Source organism: Micromonospora chaiyaphumensis, from assembly GCF_900091435.1.
Classification (GTDB): Bacteria; Actinomycetota; Actinomycetes; order Mycobacteriales; family Micromonosporaceae; genus Micromonospora; species Micromonospora chaiyaphumensis.
Window position 1 is genome coordinate 63,119 of record NZ_FMCS01000008.1, and the last position, 22,450, is coordinate 85,568.

Sequence of the window (22,450 nt, forward strand, 5' to 3'; positions counted from 1 at the left end):
AGGGGCCGCGACACCTGATCGTGGATCAGCAGGTGCCGCACCCTCCTGCTGGTCCGCCCCGCGCACGGCGCCGGCTCCCTGGTCCCTGGGAGCCGGCGCCGTGGGCGTAGGACACGGGTCGCCGGCAGGTCGGCCGGACTCAGCCGAGCAGGGCGTCGCGCAGCGCGGGGGCCAGCACCTCCGGCGGCACCTCGTGGAAGCCACCCGCCAGGCTGAGGTGGGTCGCCCCGGGGATCGCCTCGGCGGTCGCCACGGCGGCGTCCCGGAGCCACGGCGGGCTGCCGGTGCTGTCCACCACCACGGTCGGGGCGGCGATCGCCGCGAGCCGGTCGGCGGGCAGGCCGCCGGAGCCCGTGACCGTGGTGTCGTAGGCCAGGGTGTGCGCCAGCCCCGCCATCCAGCCCCACTCGGGGGCCTCGCGCATCGCGCCGACCGCCTCGGCGGGCACACCGACCGCGTCGGTCAGGAAGAGGGCGACCGCGTCGTCGCGCCGGCCGGCGGAGACCAGCTCGCTCAACCGCTCGGCCAGGCCCGGCTTCCGGCCGCCGTGCGGGCCGGCCTGGAACGGCGGCTCGAAGAGGGCCAGCCCGGTGAGCGGCACCCCCTCGGCGGCCGCGTACGCGGCGAGGATCGCGCCGGAGGAGAGGCCGTAGAGGTGAGCGGTGCCGCCCGCCCGGTCGGTCAGGGCTGCCACGTCCTCGATCTCGCGCTGCACCGCGTACGGCCCGGTGTCACCGCTGCCGCCGCGACCCCGGCGGTCGTAGCCGTACACGGTGAAGTCGGCGCTGAGCGCGGCGGCCAGCGCGCGGGTGGTGCTCCGGTCGTTGAAGGCCCCGCCGACCAGGATGATGGGCGGCCCGTCGCCGGCCGTCTCGTAGGCGATCGTGGTGCCGTCCGCGGAGCGCACCGAGTCCACCGTCCAGGTGGTGCCGTTCGACGTCATGGCTCCTTTCCTACTGCACACGGCCGACAGCGGGGAGCCGTGAAGGATTTCACCTGCCCGTCATGTCCGACTCGTCGGGCAGACCGGTACAGGTCGCCGTCCATATCCACCATTCCGCTGTGCCGCTCCGGTCGACCTCTCGCCCGCCGGATGAGAAGCTTGCCCCCGGTGAAGCGGTGTCCCCCGACTGCCGACTTCGCGATCGACCCCTGTCACGGCACGGTCAGGGTCACCGGGCGAACCATCGTCCGGACACCACGCGCCGGTATCTCACGAGGAGTTCCATGTCCGTCCCCGGGATGCGCCGCCGGGCCGCCGTCGGCCTGGCCGCACTCGCCGCCACCGCGTTCACCGCGGTCGCCGTACACCCCGACCAGGCCGAGGCCCGCCCGAAGCCGATCGACGTCAAGCTGCTCGCCATCAACGACTTCCACGGCAACCTGGAGCCGCCGACCGGTTCCAGCGGCACCATCGACGGGAAGCCCGCCGGTGGCGCGGCATACCTGGCCGCCCACCTCGACGCGCTGCGTGGCACCACCGAGGAGGAGCGGGAGCACACCGTCACGGTCGCCGCCGGTGACCTGATCGGCGCCTCGCCGCTGCTCTCCGCCGCGTTCCACGACGAGCCCACCATCGAGGAGATGAACCTCGCCGGGCTCGAGTTCACCAGCGTCGGCAACCACGAGTTCGACGAGGGCGCGACCGAGCTGCTCCGGATGCAGAACGGCGGCTGCCACCCGGTGGACGGCTGCGGCGACGGCACCCCGTTCGAGGGCGCCAACTTCCAGTACCTGTCGGCGAACGCCTTCAAGACCGCCACCGGCAAGCCGCTGCTGCCGCCGTACGGCATCAAGAAGATCGACGGCGTGAAGATCGGCTTCATCGGGATGACCCTCGAGGGCACCCCGCAGATCGTCAGCCAGCAGGGCGTCGCCGGCCTGTCCTTCGCCGACGAGGCGGAGACCGCCAACAAGTACGCCCGCGTCCTGCGCGCCCAGGGCGTGCAGGCCATCGTCGTGCTGCTGCACGAGGGTGGCGTGCAGAACGGCGGCGGCATCAACGACTGCACCGGGTTCAGCGGCCCGATCGTCGACATCGCCAACCGGATGGACCCGTCCATCGACGTGATCGTCAGCGGGCACACCCACGCCGCGTACAACTGCAACATCAACGGCAAGCTGGTCACCAGCGCCAGCTCGTTCGGGCGCCTGGTCACCGACATCGACCTGAAGATCGACCGGCGGACCAAGGACATCGTCAGCGCGTCGGCGAACAACGTCGTGGTCACCCGGACCATCGACCCGCACGAGGCCACGAACGACCTGATCACCCACTACAAGACCGCCCTCGGCCCGGTGGCCGACAAGGTGGTCGGCGAGACCGCGAGCGTGCTCACCAAGACGCAGGAGAACCTGTACCAGACCGGGGTCGACGTCAACGGCAAGCCGACCTACCAGACCGGTGAGTCGCCGCTCGGCAACGTGATCGCCGACGCCCAGCTCGCGGCCACCGACAACGAGCAGAACGCGGTCGCCGCGTTCATGAACCCCGGTGGTGTCCGCGCCGACCTCGACGCCGGCCCGGTCACCTACGCCGAGGCGTTCACCGTCCAGCCGTTCGCCAACAACCTGGTGACGCTGGACCTGACCGGCGCGCAGCTCTACTGCATGCTGGAGCAGCAGTTCACCACCGCCAAGGTGCTCTACGCGTCCTCGACCGTGCACTACGTCGTCGACGTCAACGGCACCACGGCGCCGGCCGCCTCGCCGTGCACCGGCACCCGCGTGGTCCGGGGCAGCCTCACCATCAACGGCACCCCGGTCACCGACGCCGGGACCTACCGCGTCACGGTGAACAACTTCCTCTCCGGCGGTGGCGACGGCTTCAGCGTCCTCACCGGTGGCACGAACGCCGTCACCGGCATGATCGACCTGGACGCCTTCACCGCGTACCTGACCGAGAAGTCGCCGGTCTCCGCGCCGGCGCTGGACCGGATCCAGACCACCGCGGAGGTCCCGGCCGCCTGACGGCCGACCCGCACGACGACGGGCCCCGGAGCTGATGCTCCGGGGCCCGTTCGCGTGCCGCGACAGTGCTCAGGCGTGCGCGGGCTCCGGCTCCCGGACGACGGCGGCGACGCGGCCGTCCTGACCGGCGGTGAGCAGCCGGCGCAACGACAGGGCCAGCACCGAGGCGGTCAGGCAGCCGCCCACCACGACGGCCACCCAGAGCCGGCCGTGCGCCGCGCCGATCAGCGGGCCCGCGGTGACCGGCCCGATGACCCCGCTGATCCCGAAGATCATCGAGCTCATGGCGTTGTAGCGCCCGCGCAGCTCGTCGGTGGCGAGCGCGTTGGTCAGCGCCGGCATCACCGGCGACAGCATCGTCTCGCCGAACCCGAAGATCGCCGAACAGGCCACCACGCCCAGCGCCGCGAGCAGCGCGTTGCCCGTGCCGATCACGCCGGCCGCGCCGAGGACCAGCCAGGCGGCCGCGAAGACCGCGCCCACCGCGGCGAGCGCGCCGGTCCGGCTCCGCCCCTCCATCCGGCGGATCACCAGCAGCTGGGAGAGCACGATCATCACGGTGTTGCCGGCGAGCGCCCAGGCCACCACCCGCGGCGACACCTCCACCACCCGCACCGAGTACGCGGCGAAGCCCACCTCGATCTGCGCGTAGCCGCAGGTGGTGAGGACCAGGCCGAAGATGACCAGCCGGCGGAACGGCCGGTCCCGCAGCACGGTGAGGTAGCCCCCGGCCGGTCGGGCGGCATCCGTCGCGGCCCTGGCCAGCCGGTGCCCGACGTGCGGGAGGGTGAGCAGGATGAGCCCCGGCATCAGGTAGCTCAGCGCGTCCAGCAGGTAGATGGCCTGGAAGGTGGCCGGCCGGGCCACGTCGACCACCGCGCCGGAGATCAGGCCGCCCACACCGATGCCCAGGTTGAGCAGGGCGAAGTTCAAGCCGAACACCCGCTGCCGCTCACCGTCGTCGGTGAGCGAGGCGAGGATGGTGTTCTGGCCGGCCCAGATCGCCGAACTGCCCACGGCGATCAGCGTCATCACGCCGAACGCCGAGGCCGTCGAGTCGACCAGGGCCAGCGAGCCGGTGCCGACCGCCTCGATCACCAGGCAGGGCAGCACCACCCGGCGCGCGCCGAACCGGTCGATCAGCGTGCCGCCCAGCGGCGACAGCGCCAGCGTCACCGCGCCGAACCAGCCGATCACCAGGCCGGCCCGGGTGTCGCTCAGCCCGCGCACGTCGGTGAGGTAGATGAACAGGAAGGGCAGGGTGAGGCCGCGCCCGACGGCCGACAGCAGGGTGCCGATCAGGATGCGGCGGGCTTCGGGACGGGCGGGCAGGGCGCGGCGCAGCATGGCTGCATTCTTCGCGGGGGGTACGACGACCCGCGAACGGATTTGCGCCCGTTACGCGCTCGGCAGAGCCGGCGGGTGAGCAAGCTAACCCCGTCTGCCATGCTGGCCCGGTGACGACGACCTGGCGCCACCTGCCCGCCCCGGCCCGCGAGATCGCCGAGGCGACCACCGAGGCGGTCGGCGCCGCGCAGGCCCGGGACGCCGGGGCGTACGAGCCGGCGGTCGAGCGGCTCGCCGCCGCGGACCGGGCCGGGCTGGTGCTCGGCGGCGTGGTCCGGTTGCTGCTGGAGGAGAGCCACCCGGACGGGCTGGACGGCGACGACGTCCGCCAGGTGCTGGAGCGGTGCGTCCGGTCGAACGCGGCCTGGCGGCCCGACGTCGACCCGCACGTGCTGCTCGTGCTGCTGGCGAGCGCGCTCGGCGTCTACGACCCGGGCGACGACGACGCGCCGCCGAACCCGGCCGCGATCGCCCGGCAGGCTCCGCTGCTCATCGCCGATCTGCTGGCGGCCACCGGCCGGCCTCTGGCCGAGCACCTGTCGGCGGCGTTCGCCGAGGTGGCCCGCACCGAACTGCACGACTGACCGCCGTCGGCGGCCGTCTCAGGCTGGCGGCGGTCACGTGCCGGCGGCAGTCACGTGCCGGCGGCGATCACGTCTCGGTGGCCGTCCCGGGCCGATGACGGTCACGGGCTGGCGGCGAGGAAGACGAAGGCGGCGAGCAGCACGAGGTGCACCCCGCCCTGGAGCACGGTCGCCCGGCCCGGCACCACCGTGAGCACACCGGTCACCGCGGTCAGCGCCAGCAGCGTCAGCTGGGTGCCGCCCAGGCCCAGCAGCAGCGGGCCGTCCAGCCAGATCGAGGCCAGCGCTATGGCCGGGATGGTCAGGCCGATGCTGGCCATGGCCGAGCCGAGCGCCAGATTGAGACTGATCTGCACCCGGTCCCGGCGGGCGGCCCGGGCGGCGGCGAGGGTCTCCGGCAGCAGCACCAGCAGGGCGATGACCACGCCGACGAACGCCTGCGGCAGGTTCGCCGCCTCGACACCCGCCTCGATCGCCGGGGAGACGCTCTTCGCGTCCCCGACCACCGCGACCAGGGCCACCACCAGCAAGGCCAGGCTGGCCAGGGCGGTACGCGTGGACGGCGGGTCGGCGTGCCCGTCGCCGTCGGCGTCCTCGGGGATGATGCTGCCCTCCTGCGTCACCGGCAGGAAGTAGTCGCGGTGCCGGCCGGTCTGCACCATCACGAACAGGCCGTACAGCGCGAGCGAGGCGACCGCCGCGAAGGCCAGTTGCGCGGGGGAGAACTCCGGGCCGGGTCGGCTCGTGGTGAAGGTGGGCACCACCAGGCTGAGGGTGGCGAGCGTGGCCACCGTGGCCAGCGCCCCACCGGTACCCTCGGGGTTGAACACCGCCACCCGCCGGCGCAGCGCGCCGAGCAGCAGCGACAGGCCGAGTATCCCGTTGCAGGTGATCATCACGGCGGCGAAGACGGTGTCCCGGGCCAGCGCCTGCGTCTTGTCGCCGCCGCTGATCATCAGCGTGACGATGAGACCGACCTCGATCACGGTGACCGCCACCGCGAGCACCAACGACCCCAGCGGCTCGCCGACCTTGTGCGCCACCACCTCGGCGTGGTGCACGGCCGCCAGCACCGCGCCGGCGAGCAGCGCGGCCACGAGGATGACCAGCGGACCGGACAGCTTCCGGTTCCAGGTGGCCGCGAGCACGACGACCGCGATCAGGGGTAGAAGGGTGGTCCAATCGGTCAGGCGGGATCGGATCATGGCGGCCATGGCATCAACCTTGCCAGGAAGATGGATCAACCGCCCACGCCCGGACGCCGGTCGTTCCCCGGAGTGCCAAGAGGCCGCACCCGGTGGAACCGGATGCGGCCTCTTGCCTCTGGTCGGGGTGGCCGGATTCGAACCGACGACCTCTTCGTCCCGAACGAAGCGCGCTACCAAGCTGCGCCACACCCCGAGGCGTGCCGACAAATAGTAGCCCACCCGCTCCGATGGTCAAACTCGGTATCCCTCCGCGCCGAACCGGCCGCAGATCCTGGTAGCTACCGGCCCCTCCGGGGGCCGTGTCGTACCAGGATCTGCGCGGTGCACTCAGCGGGGGATCAGCGTCAGGACCGTTGCTTCTGGTGGGCAGGCGAAGCGTACTGGCGCGGTCGGGTGGGTGCCCAGGCCGGCCGAGACGTGCAGCCAGGAGTCGGAGCCGGGCCAGCGGTGCAGCCCGCGCGCCATCGAGCGGGGCAGCCCGCAGTTGGTGACCAGCGCGCCGTAGCCGGGCACGCAGACCTGCCCGCCGTGGGTGTGCCCGGCGAGCAGGAGTCCGAAGCCGTCGGCGGCCATCCGGTCCAGCACGGCCGGCTCCGGGGAGTGGGCCAGGGCGATGGAGAGTGCCGGGCCCGTGCTCACCGGCCCGGCCACGGCCGCGTAGTCGTCCCGCTCGATGTGCGGGTCGTCCACGCCGACCAGCTCGATCTCCCGGCCCCCGGCCTTGAGGGTGGTCCGCGCGTTGTTGAGGTCCACCCAGCCGGCGCCGGTGAAGACGTCGCGCAGCTCCTCGTACGGCAGCGGCACGCCCTCGGTGTACTCCCGGTCGGGCAGGAAGTAGGTGAACGGGTTCTTCAGGACCGGCCCGGTGTAGTCGTTGGAGCCGAAGACGAAGGCGCCGGGCAGGTCGAGCAGCGGTTGCAGGGCGCGCAGCACGCCCGGCACCGCGTCCGGGTGGGCCATGTTGTCCCCGGTGACCACCACCAGGTCGGGGTCGAGGGCGGCCAGCGAGGCCACCCAGTCCTGCTTGCGCCGCTGGTCGGGCATCATGTGCAGGTCCGACAGGTGCAGTACGCGCAGCGGCTCGGCGTCGGTCGGGAGCACCGGTACGTCGTACCGGCGCAGGGTGAACATGTTGCGCTCGATGAGCGACGCGTACGCCAGGGTGGCCGCCCCGGCGGCGACGGTCCCGGCCGCGAGCCGGAATAGTGTGCGCTTTCGCATGGCGTTCAGGGTAGTTTGACCGTCCATGAGCACGCTGAAGGACCGCCTCACCGCCGACATGCGCGCCGCCCTCAAGGCGCGCGACGAGCTGACCACCTCCACGCTGCGGATGGCCCTCGCGGCCGTCGGCAACGCCGAGGTCGCCGGTAAGGAGAAGCGCGAGCTGAGCGACGACGAGGTGCTCGCGGTGCTGACCAAGGAGGCGAAGAAGCGCCGCGAGGCCGCCACCGCCTTCGCCGACGCGGGTCGCGCGGAGCAGGCCGGCAAGGAGACCGCCGAGGGTGAGGTGCTGGAGCGCTACCTGCCGAAGCAGCTCTCCGACGACGAGCTGGCCGAGCTGGTCTCGGGGGCGCTCGCCGCGGGCGGCTTCACCGGCAAGGCGCAGATGGGCCCGGCCATGAAGGCGGCCCAGGCCGCGGTGGCGGGCCGGGCCGAGGGCGGCCGCGTCGCCGCGGAGGTCCGCCGCCAGCTCGGTCTCTGACCGCATCAACGACGAAGCGGGCGGGCACCCCGGTGGGGTGCCCGCCCGCTGGCGTTGCTCGGGTCAGCCGCGCGGTCGGCCCGGGCGGCCCTGGCCGGGCGGCGGTGGGACCGCCGGCCCGCCGGGACCGGTGCCGGTGCCGGGCTTCGGCTGGCCGCCGCCGGCGCTGACCTCGATGGTCACCACGCCGCCCTTGATGGTGCGCCCGTCCGGGCTGGTGCCGGCCGCGGTGTCCACCGGGCATTCCGACGGGGTCTTCTGGCTGGCGACCACCGGCTCGAATCCGGCGCCTCGTAGCCGCGACTTGGCGGTCTCGATGGACTCGCACTTCACCCCGGGGATGGAGCGCTGGTCGCCCTCGATGATCTTCCCGCTCGGCGGGGTGAAGTTGATCCGCTCCTTGCCCTTCATGGCGTCGCGCAGCGTCTGGTAGACCGCCGGGTTGATGCCCCACGGCACCTCGTTGTGCCTCATCCGCTGGTTGGTCTGCGGCCAGTCCGGGTCGGCCTGGATGCCGGCCACCGCGTACTGCTTGGTCATGGCGACCAGAGCGGAGGTCTTGTCCCCGTCGGTGGTCCCGGACTTGCCGGCGACCGGAGCGTTGACGATGCCGCGGACGTTGCCGGCGGTGCCGTTCTTGCACTTCGAGGTCGACGAGTGGTCACCCACCGGGCAGCGCGCCGCGTCCACGGCGGCCCGGGCCACCTGCGTGCTGATCCGCTGCTCGCAGCGCGGGTTGGCGATGTCCAGCTTGTCGCCGTCCGGGCCGCGGATCTCCTGGACCGGGATCGGCTCGCAGTATTTCCCGTCGGCCGCCAGCGTGGCGTACGCGTTGGCCAGTTGCAGCGGGGTGGTCTGCGAGACGCCCAGGGTGAACGCGCCCCAGTTGTGGGCGGCGTCGGCGTTCGCGGCGAGCTTGGCGTCCTCCGACGAGGGGAAGGTGATGCCGAGCTTCTGCGCTGCCTTCACCACGTTCTCCGCGCCGACCCGCTGCTGAAGTTCCACGAAGAAGGTGTTGACCGAAGCGCCGAAGGCACTCCACATGTTGTGCACACCGGCCATCGAGTCGCTGGCGTTCTTCGGGCAGTAGTTGCTGGTGCCGGGGCATGCGGCGGGCGAGTTGAACTTGACCGGGTAGTCGGACTTGAACTGCTTCTGCGCGTTGATGGTGTAGCTGAGCGGGTAGCCCTTTTCGAGGGCCGCCACCAGCGTGAACATCTTGAAGGTCGAGCCGGCCTGGTAGCCGGTGATGCCGCCGCCACCGGTGATCAGGGGGTTGACCGTGTTCGGGCGGCTGCCCCGGATCTTCTTCTTGGCCTTCTTCGGGTCGCTGGAGATCTTGTTCTGCGGGTGTTCCGGGTCGTCGAGCTTGAAGTTCCGGTTGACCGCGATGGCGCGGACCCGCCCGCTGCCCGGCTCGATGGCGGCCACCATCCGGGCCGCCGTCGCGTCCTCCTTGAGCTGGTTGCGGACCGCCTTGTCGGCGCCCTTCTGTGCCTGCACGTCGAGCGAGGTGATGATGGTGTAGCCACCGCTCTTCAGCCGCCGCTCCCGGTCGTAGGAGGTGGAGCCGAAGGTCTCCTGCTGGAGCCACCAGCGGTAGAAGTAGTCGCAGAAGAAGCCCCAGGAGCGGGTGTTGGTGGCGACGCAGCCGTTCGGGGTGCGCTTCTTCGCCACCTTGAGCTTGATCTGCTTGGCCTGGTCGGCCTGCTCCTTCGTGATGGCGCCGATCTGCACCATGTTGTCGATGACGTAGTTGCGCCGGTCCACCGCGGCTTGATAGCCGCCCGTGGTGGTGGGGTCGAACGCCGTCGGCGCCTTCACCAGACCGGCGAGCAACGCCGACTCCTGGATGTCGAGCTTGCTCGGCGGCTTGTTGAAGTAGACCTGGCTGGCGGCGTAGATGCCGTACGCGCCGTTGCCGAAGGCGGCGATGTTCAGGTAGCGCTCGAGGATCTCGTCCTTGGAGAGTTCCTTGTCGATCTGGAGCGCGTAGCGCATCTCGCGCAGCTTGCGGGCGCTGGTGTCCTCGGTCGCGGCGACCACGTCGGCCGGGTGGGTGGCCGAGTAGGAGATGGCCAGCCGGACGTACTGCATGGTGAGCGTCGACGCGCCCTGCCGCGAGTTCGTTCCGGACTGGTTGTTGACGAACGCCCGCGCCACGCCGTTGAGGTCCACGCCGTTGTGCTTGTAGAAGTCGTGGTCCTCGGCCGCGATGATGGCCTTCTGCATGATCGGCGCGATGTCCTTGAGCTTCACGTCGCGCCGGTTCTCGTCGTACATGGTGGCCAGCGGGGTCTTGCCGTCGGAGGCCAACAGGTAGGTGATCTGCGGAGACCGCGCCACCGTCAGTTCCGTGGGGAGCGCGCCGAAGGTTTCGGCGCCGGCCTTCGCGGCCAGTCCGGACATCGCCACCGCGGGGAAGGCCGCCGCCGCGACCACCACGCCGGCCAACAGGCCACAGATGAGTAGCGATGCGGCGTTGGTCAGCACGTTGTGGTCACGTTTCCGCATCCAGGTCACCTCGACAGGGTACGCGAGTAGGGAACGAGGGGCGCGCGGGGAACTTTCCCCATTTCCTGCGCGCGCCGGCCTCGTTGTGCTAAACGCACGAACCCCGGTGCGTGGTTGCGTGAAACCTGGCAGAAGTCTCCTCCGAACGGGGGAGTGGCGCAGCGTTTTCACCTACTCCGGCGGGGTAGACGGCGGGCGAAAGCCCGGGAAGCCGGGAGTGTCCGGAATGATGGATTTCGCCGACAACGTTGCGTAATCAGGCGACTACACAGCATGATGGTGGCGGCGACAGCAGCCACACGTCGTCCGCGCCGCCTTGGGGAGGCCGGCCCGGACGACCGGGGGGAATTCGACGGCTGGTCGCGCGTAGTCGGTAGGTACTGCAAGGGGGGACGTGTACAGATGGGCATGATCACTGACTGGCCGTCACTGGCGGCGTGTCAGAACGGGGACCCGGACGCGTTGTTCGTACAGGGCGCCGAACAGAACGTGGCGAAGAGGATCTGCCGGAGCTGCCCAGTTCGGTACGAGTGCCTGGCCGACGCGCTCGACAACCGGATCGAGTTCGGTGTGTGGGGTGGCATGACCGAACGCGAGCGCCGGGCGTTGCTGCGGCGTCACCCGCAGGTCACCAGCTGGCGAAAGATGTTCGAGGCGGCCATGAAGAAGAACGCCAAGGAGAAGGCCGGCCGGGACAAGGTCCTCGTGACCACGGCCAACTGACCGACGCGCCGGTCGGTCGCGCCGCTCAGCGCCGGCTGATCGCCTCGCCGATCGTCCGCAGCCCGTCGACGTCGTGCACGTCGGCGGGCTGCGCCGTCACCGACACCGCCGGCACGGCCGGGAACTCCCCGGTGAACCGGGCCGCCACCTGCTCCTCGCGTGCCGCCTGCTCGGCCAGCGCGGCGTGCGCCCGCAGCACCTCGGCGGTGCCCTCGTGCCCGCCCGCAGCGGCCAGCCGCTCCGCGGCGGCCAGGCTGTCCGCCGCGGACAGGTCGGGCACCGCCGGCCGGTGCACCCGGTTGAGCACCAGGCCGGCCAGCGGCATCCGTTCCGCGCGCAGCCGGCCGGCGAAGTAGGCGGCCTCCCGGACCGCGTCCGGCTCCGGCGCCGCGACCAGCAGGAACGCCGTCTCGCGGGCCTGGAGGATCCGGTACGTCTGCTCGGCCCGCTGCCGGAAACCGCCGAACATCGAATCCAGCGCGGCCACGAAGCCGGACAGGTCGGTGAGCAGTTGCGCGCCGATCACCTTCTGCACCACCTTCGAGAACATGCCGAAGCTGGCCGTCACGAAGCTGAACATGCTCCGCCCGCCGCTGCGGGCCGGGGCGAGCAGCAGCCGCAGCATGCGCCCGTCGAGGAAGCGGGAGAGCCGGGCCGGGGCGTCCAGGAAGTCGAGCGCCGAGCGGGACGGCGGGGTGTCCACCACGATGAGGTCCCACTCGCCCCGCGCGTGCAGCTGACCCAGCTTCTCCATCGCCATGTATTCCTGCGTGCCGGCGAAGGTGGAGCTCATGGCCTGGTAGAAGGGGTTGGCGAAGATCTCCGCCGCCTTCGCCGGATCGGTGTGCTGGAGCACCACGTCGTCGAAGGTGCGCTTCATGTCGAGCATCATGGCGTGCAACTGGCCGCCGCTGGACTCGACGTCGATCCCCTTGACCTGGCGCGGCGTGTTGTCCAGCTCGGTCAGGCCGAGGGACTGGGCCAGCCGGCGGGCCGGGTCGATGGTGAGCACCACCGTGCGCCGGCCGTGCCGCTCGGCCGCCCGCAGGGCCAGCGCCGCCGCGGTGGTCGTCTTGCCCACTCCGCCCGCCCCGCAGCAGACCACGATCCGCACGCCCGGATCGGCGAGGATCTGGTCGACGTCCAGCGGGGGCGCCGCGTCTTCGGAAGGCACCAATCGAGCGTATCGGTCTCGAGGGTCTCTCTGCTCCGTGCCGGCCGCAGGTGTGAGTCAATCCGCCCGGACGAGCGTCTCGGCCAGCGTCTCCAGCCCCGCCCGGTCGACCCCGCCGGGCAGCAGCGGCAGCTCGGTCAGGGGCAGGCCTAGCTCCACCAGGTCGCCGCGGAGCGAGTCCTCCAGCTCCCGGCGTACCTGCTGGTCACGGGCCTCGGCGGCGAGGCCGGCCACGGTCCGGGCGTCGGTCGGCAGGCCGGCGGCGGCGAGCCCGCGCTTCAGTTCGGCGCCGGTCACCGGCCGGCCCGCCGGCACCGGGGGCCGGGCCCCGTTGACGATCACCCGGCCGACCGGGAAACCGAGCTTGGTCAGCTCGGCGATGGCGTCGACGGTCTCCTGGACCGGCATCTCCTCCAGCAGCGTGACCACGTGCACCGCGGTCATCGGCGAGCGGAGCAGCGCGGAGACCCCTTCGCTCTGGGTCTTGATCGGGCCGACCTTGGCCAGCCGGGCGGTCTCCGCCGTGACGTTGAGGAAGCGGCCGATCCGCCCCGTCGGCGGCGCGTCCAGCACCACCGCGTCGTACGCGCGGCGCTGCCCGCTGGTCCGGGTGGTCGCCTCCTTGACCTTGCCGGTGAGCAGCACGTCCCGCAGGCCCGGGGCGATGGTGGTGGCGAAGTCGATGGCGCCCAGCTTGCGCAGGGCCCGGCCGGCCGCGCCGAGCTTGTAGAACATGTCCAGGTACTCGAGGAGCGCCTCCTCGGCGTCCACCGCCAGGGCGCGCACCTCGCCGCCGCCCGGGGCGTCGGTCAGGTGCCGCTCCTCGTAGGGCAGCGGGTCGGTGCCGAAGAGCTGGGCGATGCCCTGCCGCCCCTCCACCTCGACCAGCAGGGTGCGCCGGCCGCCGGCGGCCAGCCCGAGGGCCAGCGCCGCCGCCACGCTCGTCTTGCCCGTGCCGCCCTTGCCGGTCACCACGTGCAGGCGGGCCGGCCATCTGCCGGCGGACTCGGCCGGCTGCTCAGTCGCTGCCACCCGTCGAGCCTATCCAGCCGCCGCGCTCAGGCGACCTCGCAGACCCACCAACCCGTCTTCCGCACCACGGTGAAGCGCAGTTCCTGGTCGGCCACCTTCTCGTCGGCCGTCGTCATGGTGACCCTGGTGCTGACCGAGGCCCGGTCCCCGGTCTGGTTGTCCACCTTCGGGGTGGTCCAGCGGAACCGCGGGTTCTGGTACTGCCCGGCGTACTTCCGCACCTCGGCGACCTTGGCGGCGATCTTGTCGTCGTCACGGGACGCCGAGCAGACGAAGGTGGCCGCCGCGCGCGGGTCCTGGTCCTTGTAGACCGCCGTGAGGAAGCCGTCCACCGCGACCGTCGGCTCCTTGGCGCCCTGGCCGTCCTCGGCCTGGCGCAGGGTGAGGAACGCGGCCGTGCCGCCACCGCCGCAGAGCAGGATCGCCACGCCCAGCACGATCGACGCGATCAGCAGGCCGCGCCGCTTCTTCGGGGCCGCCGGCGGGGGGTACGGCGGGTAGCCGGGCGCGGGCGGGGCGCCGGGGGCCGGCGGGGCGCCGGCGGGCGGCTCCGGGTGGGCGGGGCCTCCGGGCGATCCGGCGGCGCCACCGATGGGCGGTTGGGTCATGTCTTCCCCCGGGGGTGCGGCGCGCCGACGCCGCCCCAGGCGACGGACACGTGATCGAGCGTGGTGGGCGAGCAGGGGCGCTCGTCCAGACCGGAAGGGTAGCGGTCGGCGGGCGGCTTGCCAGCCCCGCGTACGCCCCGCCGGACGTGAAGCCGCCGCCGCTTTCCGGATCGGGAATGTGTCGCATATGTGACTGCAGGTGCTGGGGTGTGCGCGTCCCGTTGCCGGGACTCCCCGCAGGTCCTACGTTCGTCGCGACGCGGGGGCCGGACCGGCGACGGGTTCCGAGCCGGTTGGTGGTGACGGTGAACAGGTACGAGGCCCGGAGGCAGCGGATGCGCGACGCGGAGAACATTCCCCGAGCCCAGTTTCCACCTGGCGAACGGGCGGGGCGGCCCGGCGACGCCGAGGGGCCCGGCGCGGGAGCACCGGTCAACGAGCGGTCCTACCGCCCGCCGACCGAGGTGGTCCGCACCCTGGCCCGGCCGGCCGGGCGCGGTCGGGACGAGGAGGAGCCCGGCTACGTCATCCACCTGCCCGTCCGGGTCCCCGACCTGGCGGCGGCCACCGCGCTCGCCGGCACCGTGGCCACCTCGCTGGGCTTCCTCGGCGAGTTGGACGCCGGGGAGACCACCGTCTCCACGACCGACGACCAGAACAACCGGCACCGGGTCTTCTGCGACCTGCTGCTGCCCGACCGCACCCGGTGCCCCCAGCGGTACGAGCACGAGGGCCCGTGCGGTGACCCCTCCGCTGCGCCCGAGCAGCGTCCCGCGTCCCCGTAGCGGCGCCGGACCGTAGGCTGTGCCTGACCGAAGTCCATGCCAGGCAAGGGAGCCTTGACTCGATGCAGAAGTGGGAATACGCCACGGTCCCGCTGCTGGTCCACGCGACCAAGCAGATCCTCGACAACTGGGGCGAGGACGGCTGGGAGCTGGTCTCCGTGGTTCCCGGCCCGAACCCGGAGCAGCTCGTCGCCTACCTGAAGCGTCCGAAGGGCTGAGGCGACATGAGCAACGGACCGCACGCGAAGCTCGCGGAACTCGGCCTGGCCCTGCCCGAGGTGGCGTCGCCGCTGGCCAGCTACGTGCCGGCCGTCCAGTCCGGCCAGCACGTCTACGTCTCGGGCCAGCTCCCGATCGTCGAGGGCAAGCTGCTCGCCACCGGCAAGGTCGGCAACGGTGTCTCCGCCGACCAGGCGAAGGACCTGGCGCAGCGGTGCGCGCTGAACGCGCTCGCCGCGATCGACTCGCTGGTCGGGCTGGAGAACATCGTCAAGATCGTCAAGCTGACCGGCTTCGTGGCCAGCGCGCCCGGCTTCACCGGCCAGCCCGGCGTGGTAAACGGCGCCTCTGAGCTGTTCGGCGCCGTCTTCGGCGAGGCCGGCCGGCACGCCCGCAGCGCGGTGGGCGTCGCCGAACTCCCCCTCGACGCTCCCGTCGAGGTCGAGGTCATCGTCGAGGTCGCCTGACGCTCCGTACCCGCGATCTTGCCGATGCCGGTGGGCAGACGCGCCCGCAAGGGGACATAACCCCTGGCGGCACGGCAAGATCGCGGGGAGTGGCGGGCGGGGTCGTACGATCGCTGCCATGGGGCCTGTGACCGGAGCCGCAGCGGCGCTCGCGGACGAGCTGCCGGGGTGGGTGACGCTGGTGCGCGCCCCGAACCCGGGGCCGATGACGCTCGACGGCACGAACACCTGGGTGCTGCGCGCACCGGGCGCCGAGCAGGCCGTGGTGGTGGACCCGGGTCCGGCCGACGAGGCGCACCTGGCCGCGCTCGCCGCGCACGGCCCGGTCGGCCTCGTGCTGATCACCCACGGGCACGCCGACCACACCGAGGGCGCACCGCGGCTCAGTGAGCTGCTCGGCGGTGCGCCGGTCCGCGCGGTCGACCCGGCGCACACCGTCGGCGGCGCGCCGCTGACCGCCGACACCGCGTTCGACGCCGGCCTGGAGATCCGCCTGCTTCCCACCCCCGGGCACACCGCCGACTCGGTCTGCTTTTTGGTCGGGCACGGCGACGAGAAGGTCGTGCTCACCGGCGACACCATCCTGGGGCGGGGCACCACCGTGGTCGCCCACCCCGACGGGCACCTCGGCGACTACCTGTCGAGCCTGGAGCTGCTCACCACGTACCGGGGGGTCCCGGCGCTGCCGGGGCACGGCCCGGCGCTGGCCGACTGCGGCGTGGCGGCCGAGTTCTACCTGGCCCACCGGCGGGCCCGCCTCGACCAGGTCCGCGCGGCGGTCGCCGCCGGCGCCACGACCGCGCCCGAGGTGGTCGAGCGGGTCTACGCGGACGTCGACCGGTCGCTGTGGTGGGCCGCCGAGTGGTCGGTCCGGGCCCAGTTGGAGTACCTCGGGGTGACCCCCCGGGAATCCGGCGCCGGGGGTGCGGAGTTGGAGCAACCGTGACCTGCCCGGTGTGTGGAACCGTCGCCGTGCCCGGCGCGCGGTTCTGCCACAACTGCGGTGCCGCCCTGCCGGCCGCCGCCACGCTGCCCGCCGCCGAGCGGCGCGTGGTCACCGTGCTCTTCGGCGACCTCTCCGACTTCACCTCCTGGTCGGAGGACCTCGACCCGGAACGGGTCGGCGCGGTCACCGACCGCGTGCTGGCCGCCCTGGCGGGCGCGGTCAAGACCTTCGGCGGGCACGTCGACAAGCTCACCGGCGACGGGATCATGGCGGTCTTCGGCGCGCCGGTGGCGCACGAGGACGACGCCGAGCGCGCCGTCCGCGCCGCGCTCTCCATGCAGCGGGCGGTCCGCCGGGTGCTCGACGACGAGCGGGGCGGCGGCGCGCCACTCGGCCTGCGGGTCGGGCTGAACACCGGCGACGTGATCGCCGGCATCCAGGCCGCGATCGAGTACACGGTCATCGGCGACACGGTGAACACGGCCGCCCGGCTCGCCGACGCCGCCGCCGTGGGCGCCGTCTACGCGGGCGGGCGCACCTCCGCCGCCACCCGGCACGTCGCCTCCTGGCGGGCGCTGCGCCCGCTGCGCCTCAAGGGCAAGCGCGAGCCGGTCGAGGCGTACGAGCTGCTGGGCCTGCTGGACGCGCCGGGCACCCGGTCCGGCCTCGGCGACGAGGCGCCCTTCGTGGGCCGGGAGACCGAGATCGGCCGCGTCGCCGGCCGGCTCGCCGAGGTCATCGACCGGGGCGAGCCCCGGGTGCTCCTGATGACCGCCGAGGCGGGCATCGGCAAGTCCCGGTTCGCCGCCGAGGTGGAGCGCCTCGCGGCGGGTTACGACGTCGGCGCCGGCCGGTACGCCGCGCACACCGGTGCCCGCGTCCTCTCCGTCCGCTGCGCCGCGTTCGGCGAGCGGCGCCGGCTCGCCCCCCTGGCCGACCTGGTCCGGGCGGCGGTCGGCCTGCCCAACGACGCCGCCACCGCGCTCACCCGGCCGGCCGTCGAGGAGCGGCTGCGCCGGCTCGGGCAGCGCCTCGGCCGGCTCCCCGGCGAGCTGCCCCCGCTCGCCATGGACCAGCTCCTGGCCCTGCTCGGGTACGCCGAACTCCCCGCCGCCACCGAGAACGGCGAGTGGAACGCGGCCTCCCCGCCGCCGGACGCCGAGGCGGTGCCCAACGCGGTCGCCGGCCTCCTCAGCGCGCTGGCCCGCGAGGCGCCGCTGGTGATCGTGGTCGACGACCTGCACGACGCCACCGCCGAGACGATCAAGGCGCTCGCGCTGACCCTCAACCGGCTCACGGGCCCGGTGCTGGTGCTGCTGCTCGGCCGTCCCGAGCTGGTGCGCACCGCCGGCGCGCTGACCCGGGTCGCGGACGCCGAGGTGCACGCGCTGCCCCCGCTGCGCGGCGCCGACGCGTCCCGGCTGCTCACCAGCTATCTGGGCGGGGGCAAGCTGTCGCCGGCCGACGTGGACCGGCTGCTCGCCACCGCCCAGGGCAACCCGTTCTACCTGGCCGAGCTGGTCACCCTGCTGATGGAGCGCGGCGCGCTGACCGCCGGTCCGGGGCGGGACGCGAACGTCGGCTGGCGGCTCGCGCCGGGCTCGCTGGGCAGCCGGCTCCTCTCCCGCGACCTGGCGGCGGTGCTCGCGGCGCGTATCGACGCGCTGCCGCCGGACGCCCGCTCGGTGCTGCGGGACGCCGCCGTGGTCGGCGACACCGTGCCCGACGGCGCCCTGGAGGCGCTGCGTGAGCAGCGGGTCGGGCGGGACGGCCGGCCCGCCGCGGTGGCCGCGGTCGAGCTGGACCGGGCCGTGGAGGAGCTGCTCCAACGCCGCATGCTGCACCGCACCCGCACCGGTTTCGCCTTCGCCACCCCGCTGATGCGGGAGGCCGCGTACGCGGGGGTGAGCAAGGCCGAGCTGGCCGAGCGGCACGCGGCGCTGGCCCGCTGGGCCGCGCCGGAGAGCGTCGTCGGGGCCGCCACGCCGCCCGGCGGGTTCACCGAGTCCGGCCGGGACGACTTCGTCGCCGAGCACGTCGAGCGGGCTGCCGCGCTCGCCGACGCGGTCAAGCTCCGGCCGGACGCGCCGGCCCGGGCGGTGGCCCCGCTCGGGGTGGCCGCGCTGGGCCGCGCCGCCCGCCGCGCGCTGCGGTCGGGGGAGCCGGCGATGGCCGTCGAGTACGCCGAGCGCGCCGCCGAGCTGGCCCGCGACGGGTTGCCGCTGGCCGACCGGGTGGTGCACGCCCGGGCGCTGCTCCAGATCGGCCGCCCGGCCGACGCGCTCGCCTTCGCCGAGAAGATCGCCGCCAACGCCGGGGACGCGGCGGCCACCCGGACCAGCGCCCTGCTGCTGGCCGGGCAGGCCCACCAGACGCTGGGTGACGCCGCCCGGGCCGAGCGGAGCTGGCAGGAGGCGCTGCAGGTGGCCACGGCAGCCAACCTGCCGACCATGCGCGCCTCGGCGATGCGCCGGCTCGGCATGGCCGACTTCATCGCCGGCCGGCTGGGCCAGGCGAGCAGCCGGCTGGCCGCCTCCTACCAGGTCAGCCTCGCCGCGAAGGACCCGCGCGGGCAGGCCTGGTCGTTGCAGAACCTGGCCTGGGTCTCCACCACCCGGGGCGACTTCGCCGGCACCGACGCGGTGCTCGGCCGGGCCGCCCGCCTCTTCGCCGAGCTGAAGGACCCGTACGGGCGGGCCTGGCTGCGCGGCACCACCGCGTTCGCCCGGCTGCTCGCGGGCCGGCTCCGCGAGGCGTGCCGGATGGCGCAGGTGTTCCTGCCGTTCGGCGAGCGCGTCGGCGAGGCGTGGGCGGTGGGCACCCTCCGCGCGGTCGAGGCGTACGCCACCGCCGAGCTGGGCGAACTGGGCGAGGCGGACCGCGCGGCCCGCCGGGCGTACCGGGAGTTCACCGAGGTCGGCGACGACTGGGGGCAGGGCTTCGCGCTGGTGGTGCGCGGCGTGGTGGCGCGTGGGCTGGGCGAGCCGGAGCACGCCGCCGACCTGCTCACCGACGCGCTCACGTACGCCGACCGCACGGCGCACCCGCTGCTCACCGGGATGGCGGGGACGCTGCGCGGCTTCGTGGCGCTGGACATGGGCGACGCCGGGACGGCCGAGCGGGAGGCCCGTTCGGTGCTGACCACCGTGGAACCGCACAACCCGCAGGCCCCCGCCCAGGTGGCGCCCCGCGTGCTGCTCGCCATGGCCCGGCTCGCGGCCGGCGACTCCGCGACCGCGGTCGGACTGCTCGCCCCGGTCGCCACCACCGCCGCCAACACCCCGTCGCTGCTCTTCTCCCGCCGGCAGACCATGGCCCGGTACGCGTCCGCGCTGCTCGCCCACGGCCAGCGCGAGCAGGCCCTGGACTGGGCGCAGCGGGCGGTGTCCGCGCCGGCCGAGGACGTGCGCAGCCAGGTCATCGCGCGGATGGTGCTGGCCGAGGCGTTCGCCGCCTGCGGCCGCCCGACCGAGGCGCTGGCCAGCGCCGAGGAGGCGGTGCGGCTGGCGTACGCCACCGAGCAGCGCAGTGAGCGGGCCGTCGCCGACGCGCTCCGCGCCCGCCTCGCCGGCGGCTGATCCGGCCCGGTTCTGCCGGTTCCGGGGATGTGCCCGTCGGAGGGGGCGGATAGCGTGGGAGCGAGGGCCGTCCACGACGTCGGCCGCGGGTGGGAGGGACGATGAGGCTGCCGCGCTCGGGCGCCGGCTGGACGATGGCGGTCTTCGGGCTCCTGGCGCTGCTGCTCGGCGCGCTGGGGCTGATCTGGCCGGAGACCCAGCTCCGCCTGCTCGGCTTCGAGGTGCCGGCCGAACGCGCCTCCGGTGACTACACCGGCACGTTCCTGACCGCGTCCTCGATGGCCTCGTTCAACATGGGCGTCTACTACCTGCTCGCGGTGGCCACCGAGTGGCGGCCGTTCTACCGGTTCACCGTCTGGTTCCGGCTGGTCACCTTCACCGTCTTCAGCATCGCGGTGCTCTCCGACGTCGCACCGGGCCGCTTCTTCGGCGTCGCCGTCTGGGAGGGCCTGGGCGCTGTCGCGACCGCCGTCGGCCTGTGGTGGGACGCCCGCCGGGCGGCCACCGGGCCGGGCCGGCCGGCTGCGGCGGACGACACCGCGCCGGGCGCGGGCCCGGTTCCGGCCACCGACACGGTGCACTGAGCGACCGGAACCGTTGGGTATTTTCGAGTCGTGACCGAGACCCCGCCCGGCGCCCTGCGGCTGCCCATCGTGCCCGGTCTGACCGATCTGGAGGTCTTCGCCCGGGGCGGCTACGCCACCGTCTACCGGGCCACCCAGATCTCGGTGGGGCGCGAGGTCGCGGTCAAGGTGGAGAACCGCACGCTGGACAGCGAGCGGGACCAGGCGCGCTTCCTGCGCGAGGCGCGGGCCGCCGGCAAGATGTCCTCCCACCCGCACGTGGTGGACCTCTTCGACGTCGGGGTCACCGTCGACCAGCACCCCTACCTGATCATGGAGCTCTGCGACGGCTCGTACGCGGAGCGGATGCGCCGGCGCCCGCTGGGCGCGGTGGAGGCCCGCGACCTCGGCGTGAAGATCGCCGACGCGCTGGCTCACTCGCACGCGGCCGGCGTGCTCCACCGGGACGTCAAGCCCGCCAACATCCTCTACTCGCACTTCAACCCGGCGGTGCTGGCCGACTTCGGGCTGGCGGTCCTGGCCGAGGTGCGCGACGCCTCGGTCACCCTCGAGGTGCTCACCCCGGCCTACGCGCCGCCGGAGATGTTCAGCCACAGCCCGCCCAGCCCGGCCGTCGACGTCTACGCGCTCTGCGCCACCCTCTACGCGGTGATGCACGGCCGCCCGCCGCGCTGGCAGTCCGAGCGCAACCCGAGCCTGGTCACCGTGCTGGAGATGTTCCAGCAGCCGATCCCCGGCCTGCCCGGCGTGCCGGACGAGCTGGTCGACGTGCTGCGGCTGGGCATGGCCAACGACCCGGGCGAGCGTCCCTCCGCCGTCGAGCTGGGCGGCATGCTCGCCGCGCTTCCGCTGGATCCGGGCGCCGCGCCGGTGAGCGGCGCGCCCTATCCGGGGCCTCCGGTCAGTGGCGGCCCGGGCGGCCACCCGCTGAGCCGCACCGGCCAGCCGAGCCCGCGCCCGCCGACGGACGACGCCCACCCCACCGTGCCGACCCGGAGCCGGCGCTGGCCCCGGCGCTGGTTCCTCGGCGGGGCCGGGGTGCTCGCGCTCGCCGCGTCGGCCGGCACCGGCGCCTGGCTGGCCGGTGGCGCGCCGACCGTGGTGTCGCCGACACCGGTGGCCAGCGGGGCGGTCGAGCCGTCCGGGGCGAGGGTGTCACCCGGCTGCGCGGCGGGCGACGTCCGGCTGCCGGCGGGCGCCCACTGCGCGTCCGAACTGGAGTGTTACGGCCCGGTACGCCTGCGCAGTGACCGGGCCGAGGCGACCCGCGTGCCCTGCGACGGCCGGCACACCTGGGAGACCTACGCCGAGGGTGACCTGCCGGCCGCGCTGGCCGGGGCGGGCCACGACGCGGTGGTCGCCGACCCGGCCGTCCAGCAGGTCTGCAGCGTCAGCACCTTCCGGCTGGCCAGCGGCATCCGGCAGGTGGCCGGCTGGAACCTGGAGGTGCTGCCGCCGGCCGGGACCGGCCTGGACCGCACCTACCGGTGCCTGGCGGGGCGGGGCGTGGACGCGCTGGCCGTGCCGACCCTCACCGGTCGCTGACCCCGTTCGCGGCCCGCTGCTGCCGCACCGCCCGCGGGTCGAGTGCGGCCAGGGTGTCGGCGTCGCCCGGGTGGCCGCCGCCGGCCGCCCGCAGGTCCCGGACCGCCCGCGGGTCGAGCGCCTCCAACGTGTCGGCGTCGCCCGCGTAGCCGCCGGCCGGCGTGCGGAGCTGCCGGACCGCCCGGGGGTCGATGGCCTCCAGCGTGTCGGCGTCGACCCCGTAGGCCGCCGGAACCGGCCACTCGTCGCTGGGGGTGTCGGCGCGGGGAGGTGCCTGCCGGGCGGCGGTGACCGTCACCCCGGCGATCATGCCGAGCAGCACGCAGACCAGGGCCAGCACCACCGACAGGATGCCGGCCGGGCGCCACGCCACCAACGTCACCAGGGCCGCCACCGCCGCCAGCGACGCGACGACGGCCTTGACCCGCGCATCGGGCTTCGGGAACGAACTCACCCGACAAGCA

At 73.7% G+C, this 22,450-nt stretch carries 20 protein-coding genes and 1 tRNA gene; 11 read left to right on the forward strand and 10 right to left on the reverse strand.

The window, feature by feature from the left end; genetic code table 11:
- Window positions 1–139 precede the first annotated feature (139 nt).
- Window positions 140–943: an alpha/beta fold hydrolase gene (locus tag GA0070214_RS21360; protein ID WP_091266864.1), complete on the reverse strand. Its 804-nt coding sequence runs from the start codon at window positions 941–943 to the stop codon at window positions 140–142.
- A 284-nt stretch (window positions 944–1,227) separates the two neighbouring features.
- Between GA0070214_RS21360 and GA0070214_RS21365 the strand changes: the two genes are divergently transcribed.
- Window positions 1,228–2,970 (forward strand): bifunctional metallophosphatase/5'-nucleotidase, encoded by a 1,743-nt coding sequence (locus GA0070214_RS21365; RefSeq protein ID WP_091266869.1) that lies wholly within the window; start codon window positions 1,228–1,230, stop codon window positions 2,968–2,970.
- 69 nt (window positions 2,971–3,039) lie between these two features.
- Here GA0070214_RS21365 and GA0070214_RS21370 read toward each other — a convergent pair whose 3' ends face one another.
- The gene (locus GA0070214_RS21370) at window positions 3,040–4,317 is read right to left on the reverse strand and encodes an MFS transporter (RefSeq protein WP_091266873.1); all 1,278 of its coding nucleotides are present in this window, start codon (window positions 4,315–4,317) and stop codon (window positions 3,040–3,042) included.
- A gap of 110 nt (window positions 4,318–4,427) precedes the next feature.
- On the opposite strand from GA0070214_RS21370, the gene GA0070214_RS21375 reads away from it, so the two are divergent.
- Window positions 4,428–4,901 carry a hypothetical protein gene (locus GA0070214_RS21375; RefSeq protein WP_091266875.1) on the forward strand — a complete coding sequence of 158 codons (474 nt, stop codon included), beginning with the start codon at window positions 4,428–4,430 and terminating at the stop codon, window positions 4,899–4,901.
- A gap of 101 nt (window positions 4,902–5,002) precedes the next feature.
- On the opposite strand, the gene GA0070214_RS21380 is transcribed toward GA0070214_RS21375, so the two are convergent.
- The 3 genes from GA0070214_RS21380 to GA0070214_RS21390 form a co-directional block, all read right to left on the reverse strand.
- Window positions 5,003–6,106: a calcium:cation antiporter gene (locus tag GA0070214_RS21380; protein WP_167364314.1), complete on the reverse strand. Its 1,104-nt coding sequence runs from the start codon at window positions 6,104–6,106 to the stop codon at window positions 5,003–5,005.
- Between the two features lie 119 nt (window positions 6,107–6,225).
- A tRNA-Pro gene (locus GA0070214_RS21385) sits at window positions 6,226–6,302 on the reverse strand.
- 134 nt (window positions 6,303–6,436) lie between these two features.
- Window positions 6,437–7,330 carry a metallophosphoesterase gene (locus tag GA0070214_RS21390; protein ID WP_091266881.1) on the reverse strand — a complete coding sequence of 298 codons (894 nt, stop codon included), beginning with the start codon at window positions 7,328–7,330 and terminating at the stop codon, window positions 6,437–6,439.
- 25 nt (window positions 7,331–7,355) lie between these two features.
- Between GA0070214_RS21390 and GA0070214_RS21395 the strand changes: the two genes are divergently transcribed.
- Window positions 7,356–7,811 (forward strand): GatB/YqeY domain-containing protein, encoded by a 456-nt coding sequence (locus tag GA0070214_RS21395; RefSeq protein WP_091266884.1) that lies wholly within the window; start codon window positions 7,356–7,358, stop codon window positions 7,809–7,811.
- Window positions 7,812–7,874: 63 nt separating this feature from the next.
- Here the strand turns inward: GA0070214_RS21395 and GA0070214_RS21400 are convergent, their stop codons facing one another.
- Window positions 7,875–10,325, reverse strand: coding sequence for a penicillin-binding protein (locus GA0070214_RS21400; protein WP_091266887.1), 2,451 nt, complete (start codon window positions 10,323–10,325; stop codon window positions 7,875–7,877).
- A gap of 402 nt (window positions 10,326–10,727) precedes the next feature.
- Here GA0070214_RS21400 and GA0070214_RS21405 point away from each other — a divergent pair, with 402 nt between their 5' ends.
- Window positions 10,728–11,048 (forward strand): WhiB family transcriptional regulator, encoded by a 321-nt coding sequence (locus GA0070214_RS21405; protein ID WP_091266889.1) that lies wholly within the window; start codon window positions 10,728–10,730, stop codon window positions 11,046–11,048.
- A 25-nt stretch (window positions 11,049–11,073) separates the two neighbouring features.
- Here the strand turns inward: GA0070214_RS21405 and bagB are convergent, their stop codons facing one another.
- Genes bagB through GA0070214_RS21420 form a run of 3 tightly spaced genes read right to left on the reverse strand, consistent with a single transcriptional unit; the run spans window position 11,074 to window position 13,862 of the window.
- A complete protein-coding gene (gene bagB / locus GA0070214_RS21410; RefSeq protein ID WP_208602856.1) occupies window positions 11,074–12,225 on the reverse strand; it encodes an ArsA family ATPase in 1,152 nt (383 codons plus the stop codon).
- A gap of 54 nt (window positions 12,226–12,279) precedes the next feature.
- Entirely contained in the window at window positions 12,280–13,254 is a 975-nt protein-coding gene (bagA, locus tag GA0070214_RS21415; RefSeq protein ID WP_091266895.1) for an ATPase BagA, read from the reverse strand.
- 26 nt (window positions 13,255–13,280) lie between these two features.
- Complete coding sequence (locus tag GA0070214_RS21420; RefSeq protein WP_091266898.1) at window positions 13,281–13,862, reverse strand: Rv0361 family membrane protein; 582 nt, start codon at window positions 13,860–13,862, stop codon at window positions 13,281–13,283.
- Between the two features lie 335 nt (window positions 13,863–14,197).
- On the opposite strand from GA0070214_RS21420, the gene GA0070214_RS21425 reads away from it, so the two are divergent.
- The 7 genes from GA0070214_RS21425 (at window position 14,198) to GA0070214_RS21455 (ending at window position 21,986) form a co-directional block, all read left to right on the forward strand.
- A complete protein-coding gene (locus GA0070214_RS21425; RefSeq protein WP_091266901.1) occupies window positions 14,198–14,647 on the forward strand; it encodes a hypothetical protein in 450 nt (149 codons plus the stop codon).
- 62 nt (window positions 14,648–14,709) lie between these two features.
- On the forward strand, window positions 14,710–14,865 hold the full coding sequence (gene sp36, locus GA0070214_RS21430; protein WP_013289021.1) for a Sp36 family protein: 156 nt from the start codon (window positions 14,710–14,712) through the stop codon (window positions 14,863–14,865).
- A 6-nt stretch (window positions 14,866–14,871) separates the two neighbouring features.
- Window positions 14,872–15,333 (forward strand): RidA family protein, encoded by a 462-nt coding sequence (locus GA0070214_RS21435; RefSeq protein WP_091266904.1) that lies wholly within the window; start codon window positions 14,872–14,874, stop codon window positions 15,331–15,333.
- A 118-nt stretch (window positions 15,334–15,451) separates the two neighbouring features.
- Window positions 15,452–16,279 (forward strand): MBL fold metallo-hydrolase, encoded by an 828-nt coding sequence (locus GA0070214_RS21440; RefSeq protein WP_091266907.1) that lies wholly within the window; start codon window positions 15,452–15,454, stop codon window positions 16,277–16,279.
- A complete protein-coding gene (locus tag GA0070214_RS21445; protein WP_091266910.1) occupies window positions 16,276–19,857 on the forward strand; it encodes an adenylate/guanylate cyclase domain-containing protein in 3,582 nt (1,193 codons plus the stop codon). The genes GA0070214_RS21440 and GA0070214_RS21445 overlap by 4 nt, the downstream gene beginning before the upstream one ends.
- A 101-nt stretch (window positions 19,858–19,958) precedes the next feature.
- Window positions 19,959–20,441: a hypothetical protein gene (locus GA0070214_RS21450; RefSeq protein ID WP_091266914.1), complete on the forward strand. Its 483-nt coding sequence runs from the start codon at window positions 19,959–19,961 to the stop codon at window positions 20,439–20,441.
- Window positions 20,442–20,471: 30 nt separating this feature from the next.
- Window positions 20,472–21,986: a serine/threonine-protein kinase gene (locus GA0070214_RS21455; protein WP_091266917.1), complete on the forward strand. Its 1,515-nt coding sequence runs from the start codon at window positions 20,472–20,474 to the stop codon at window positions 21,984–21,986.
- Here GA0070214_RS21455 and GA0070214_RS21460 read toward each other — a convergent pair.
- On the reverse strand, window positions 21,973–22,440 hold the full coding sequence (locus GA0070214_RS21460; RefSeq protein ID WP_091266921.1) for a hypothetical protein: 468 nt from the start codon (window positions 22,438–22,440) through the stop codon (window positions 21,973–21,975). The genes GA0070214_RS21455 and GA0070214_RS21460 overlap by 14 nt on opposite strands.
- Window positions 22,441–22,450 lie beyond the last annotated feature (10 nt).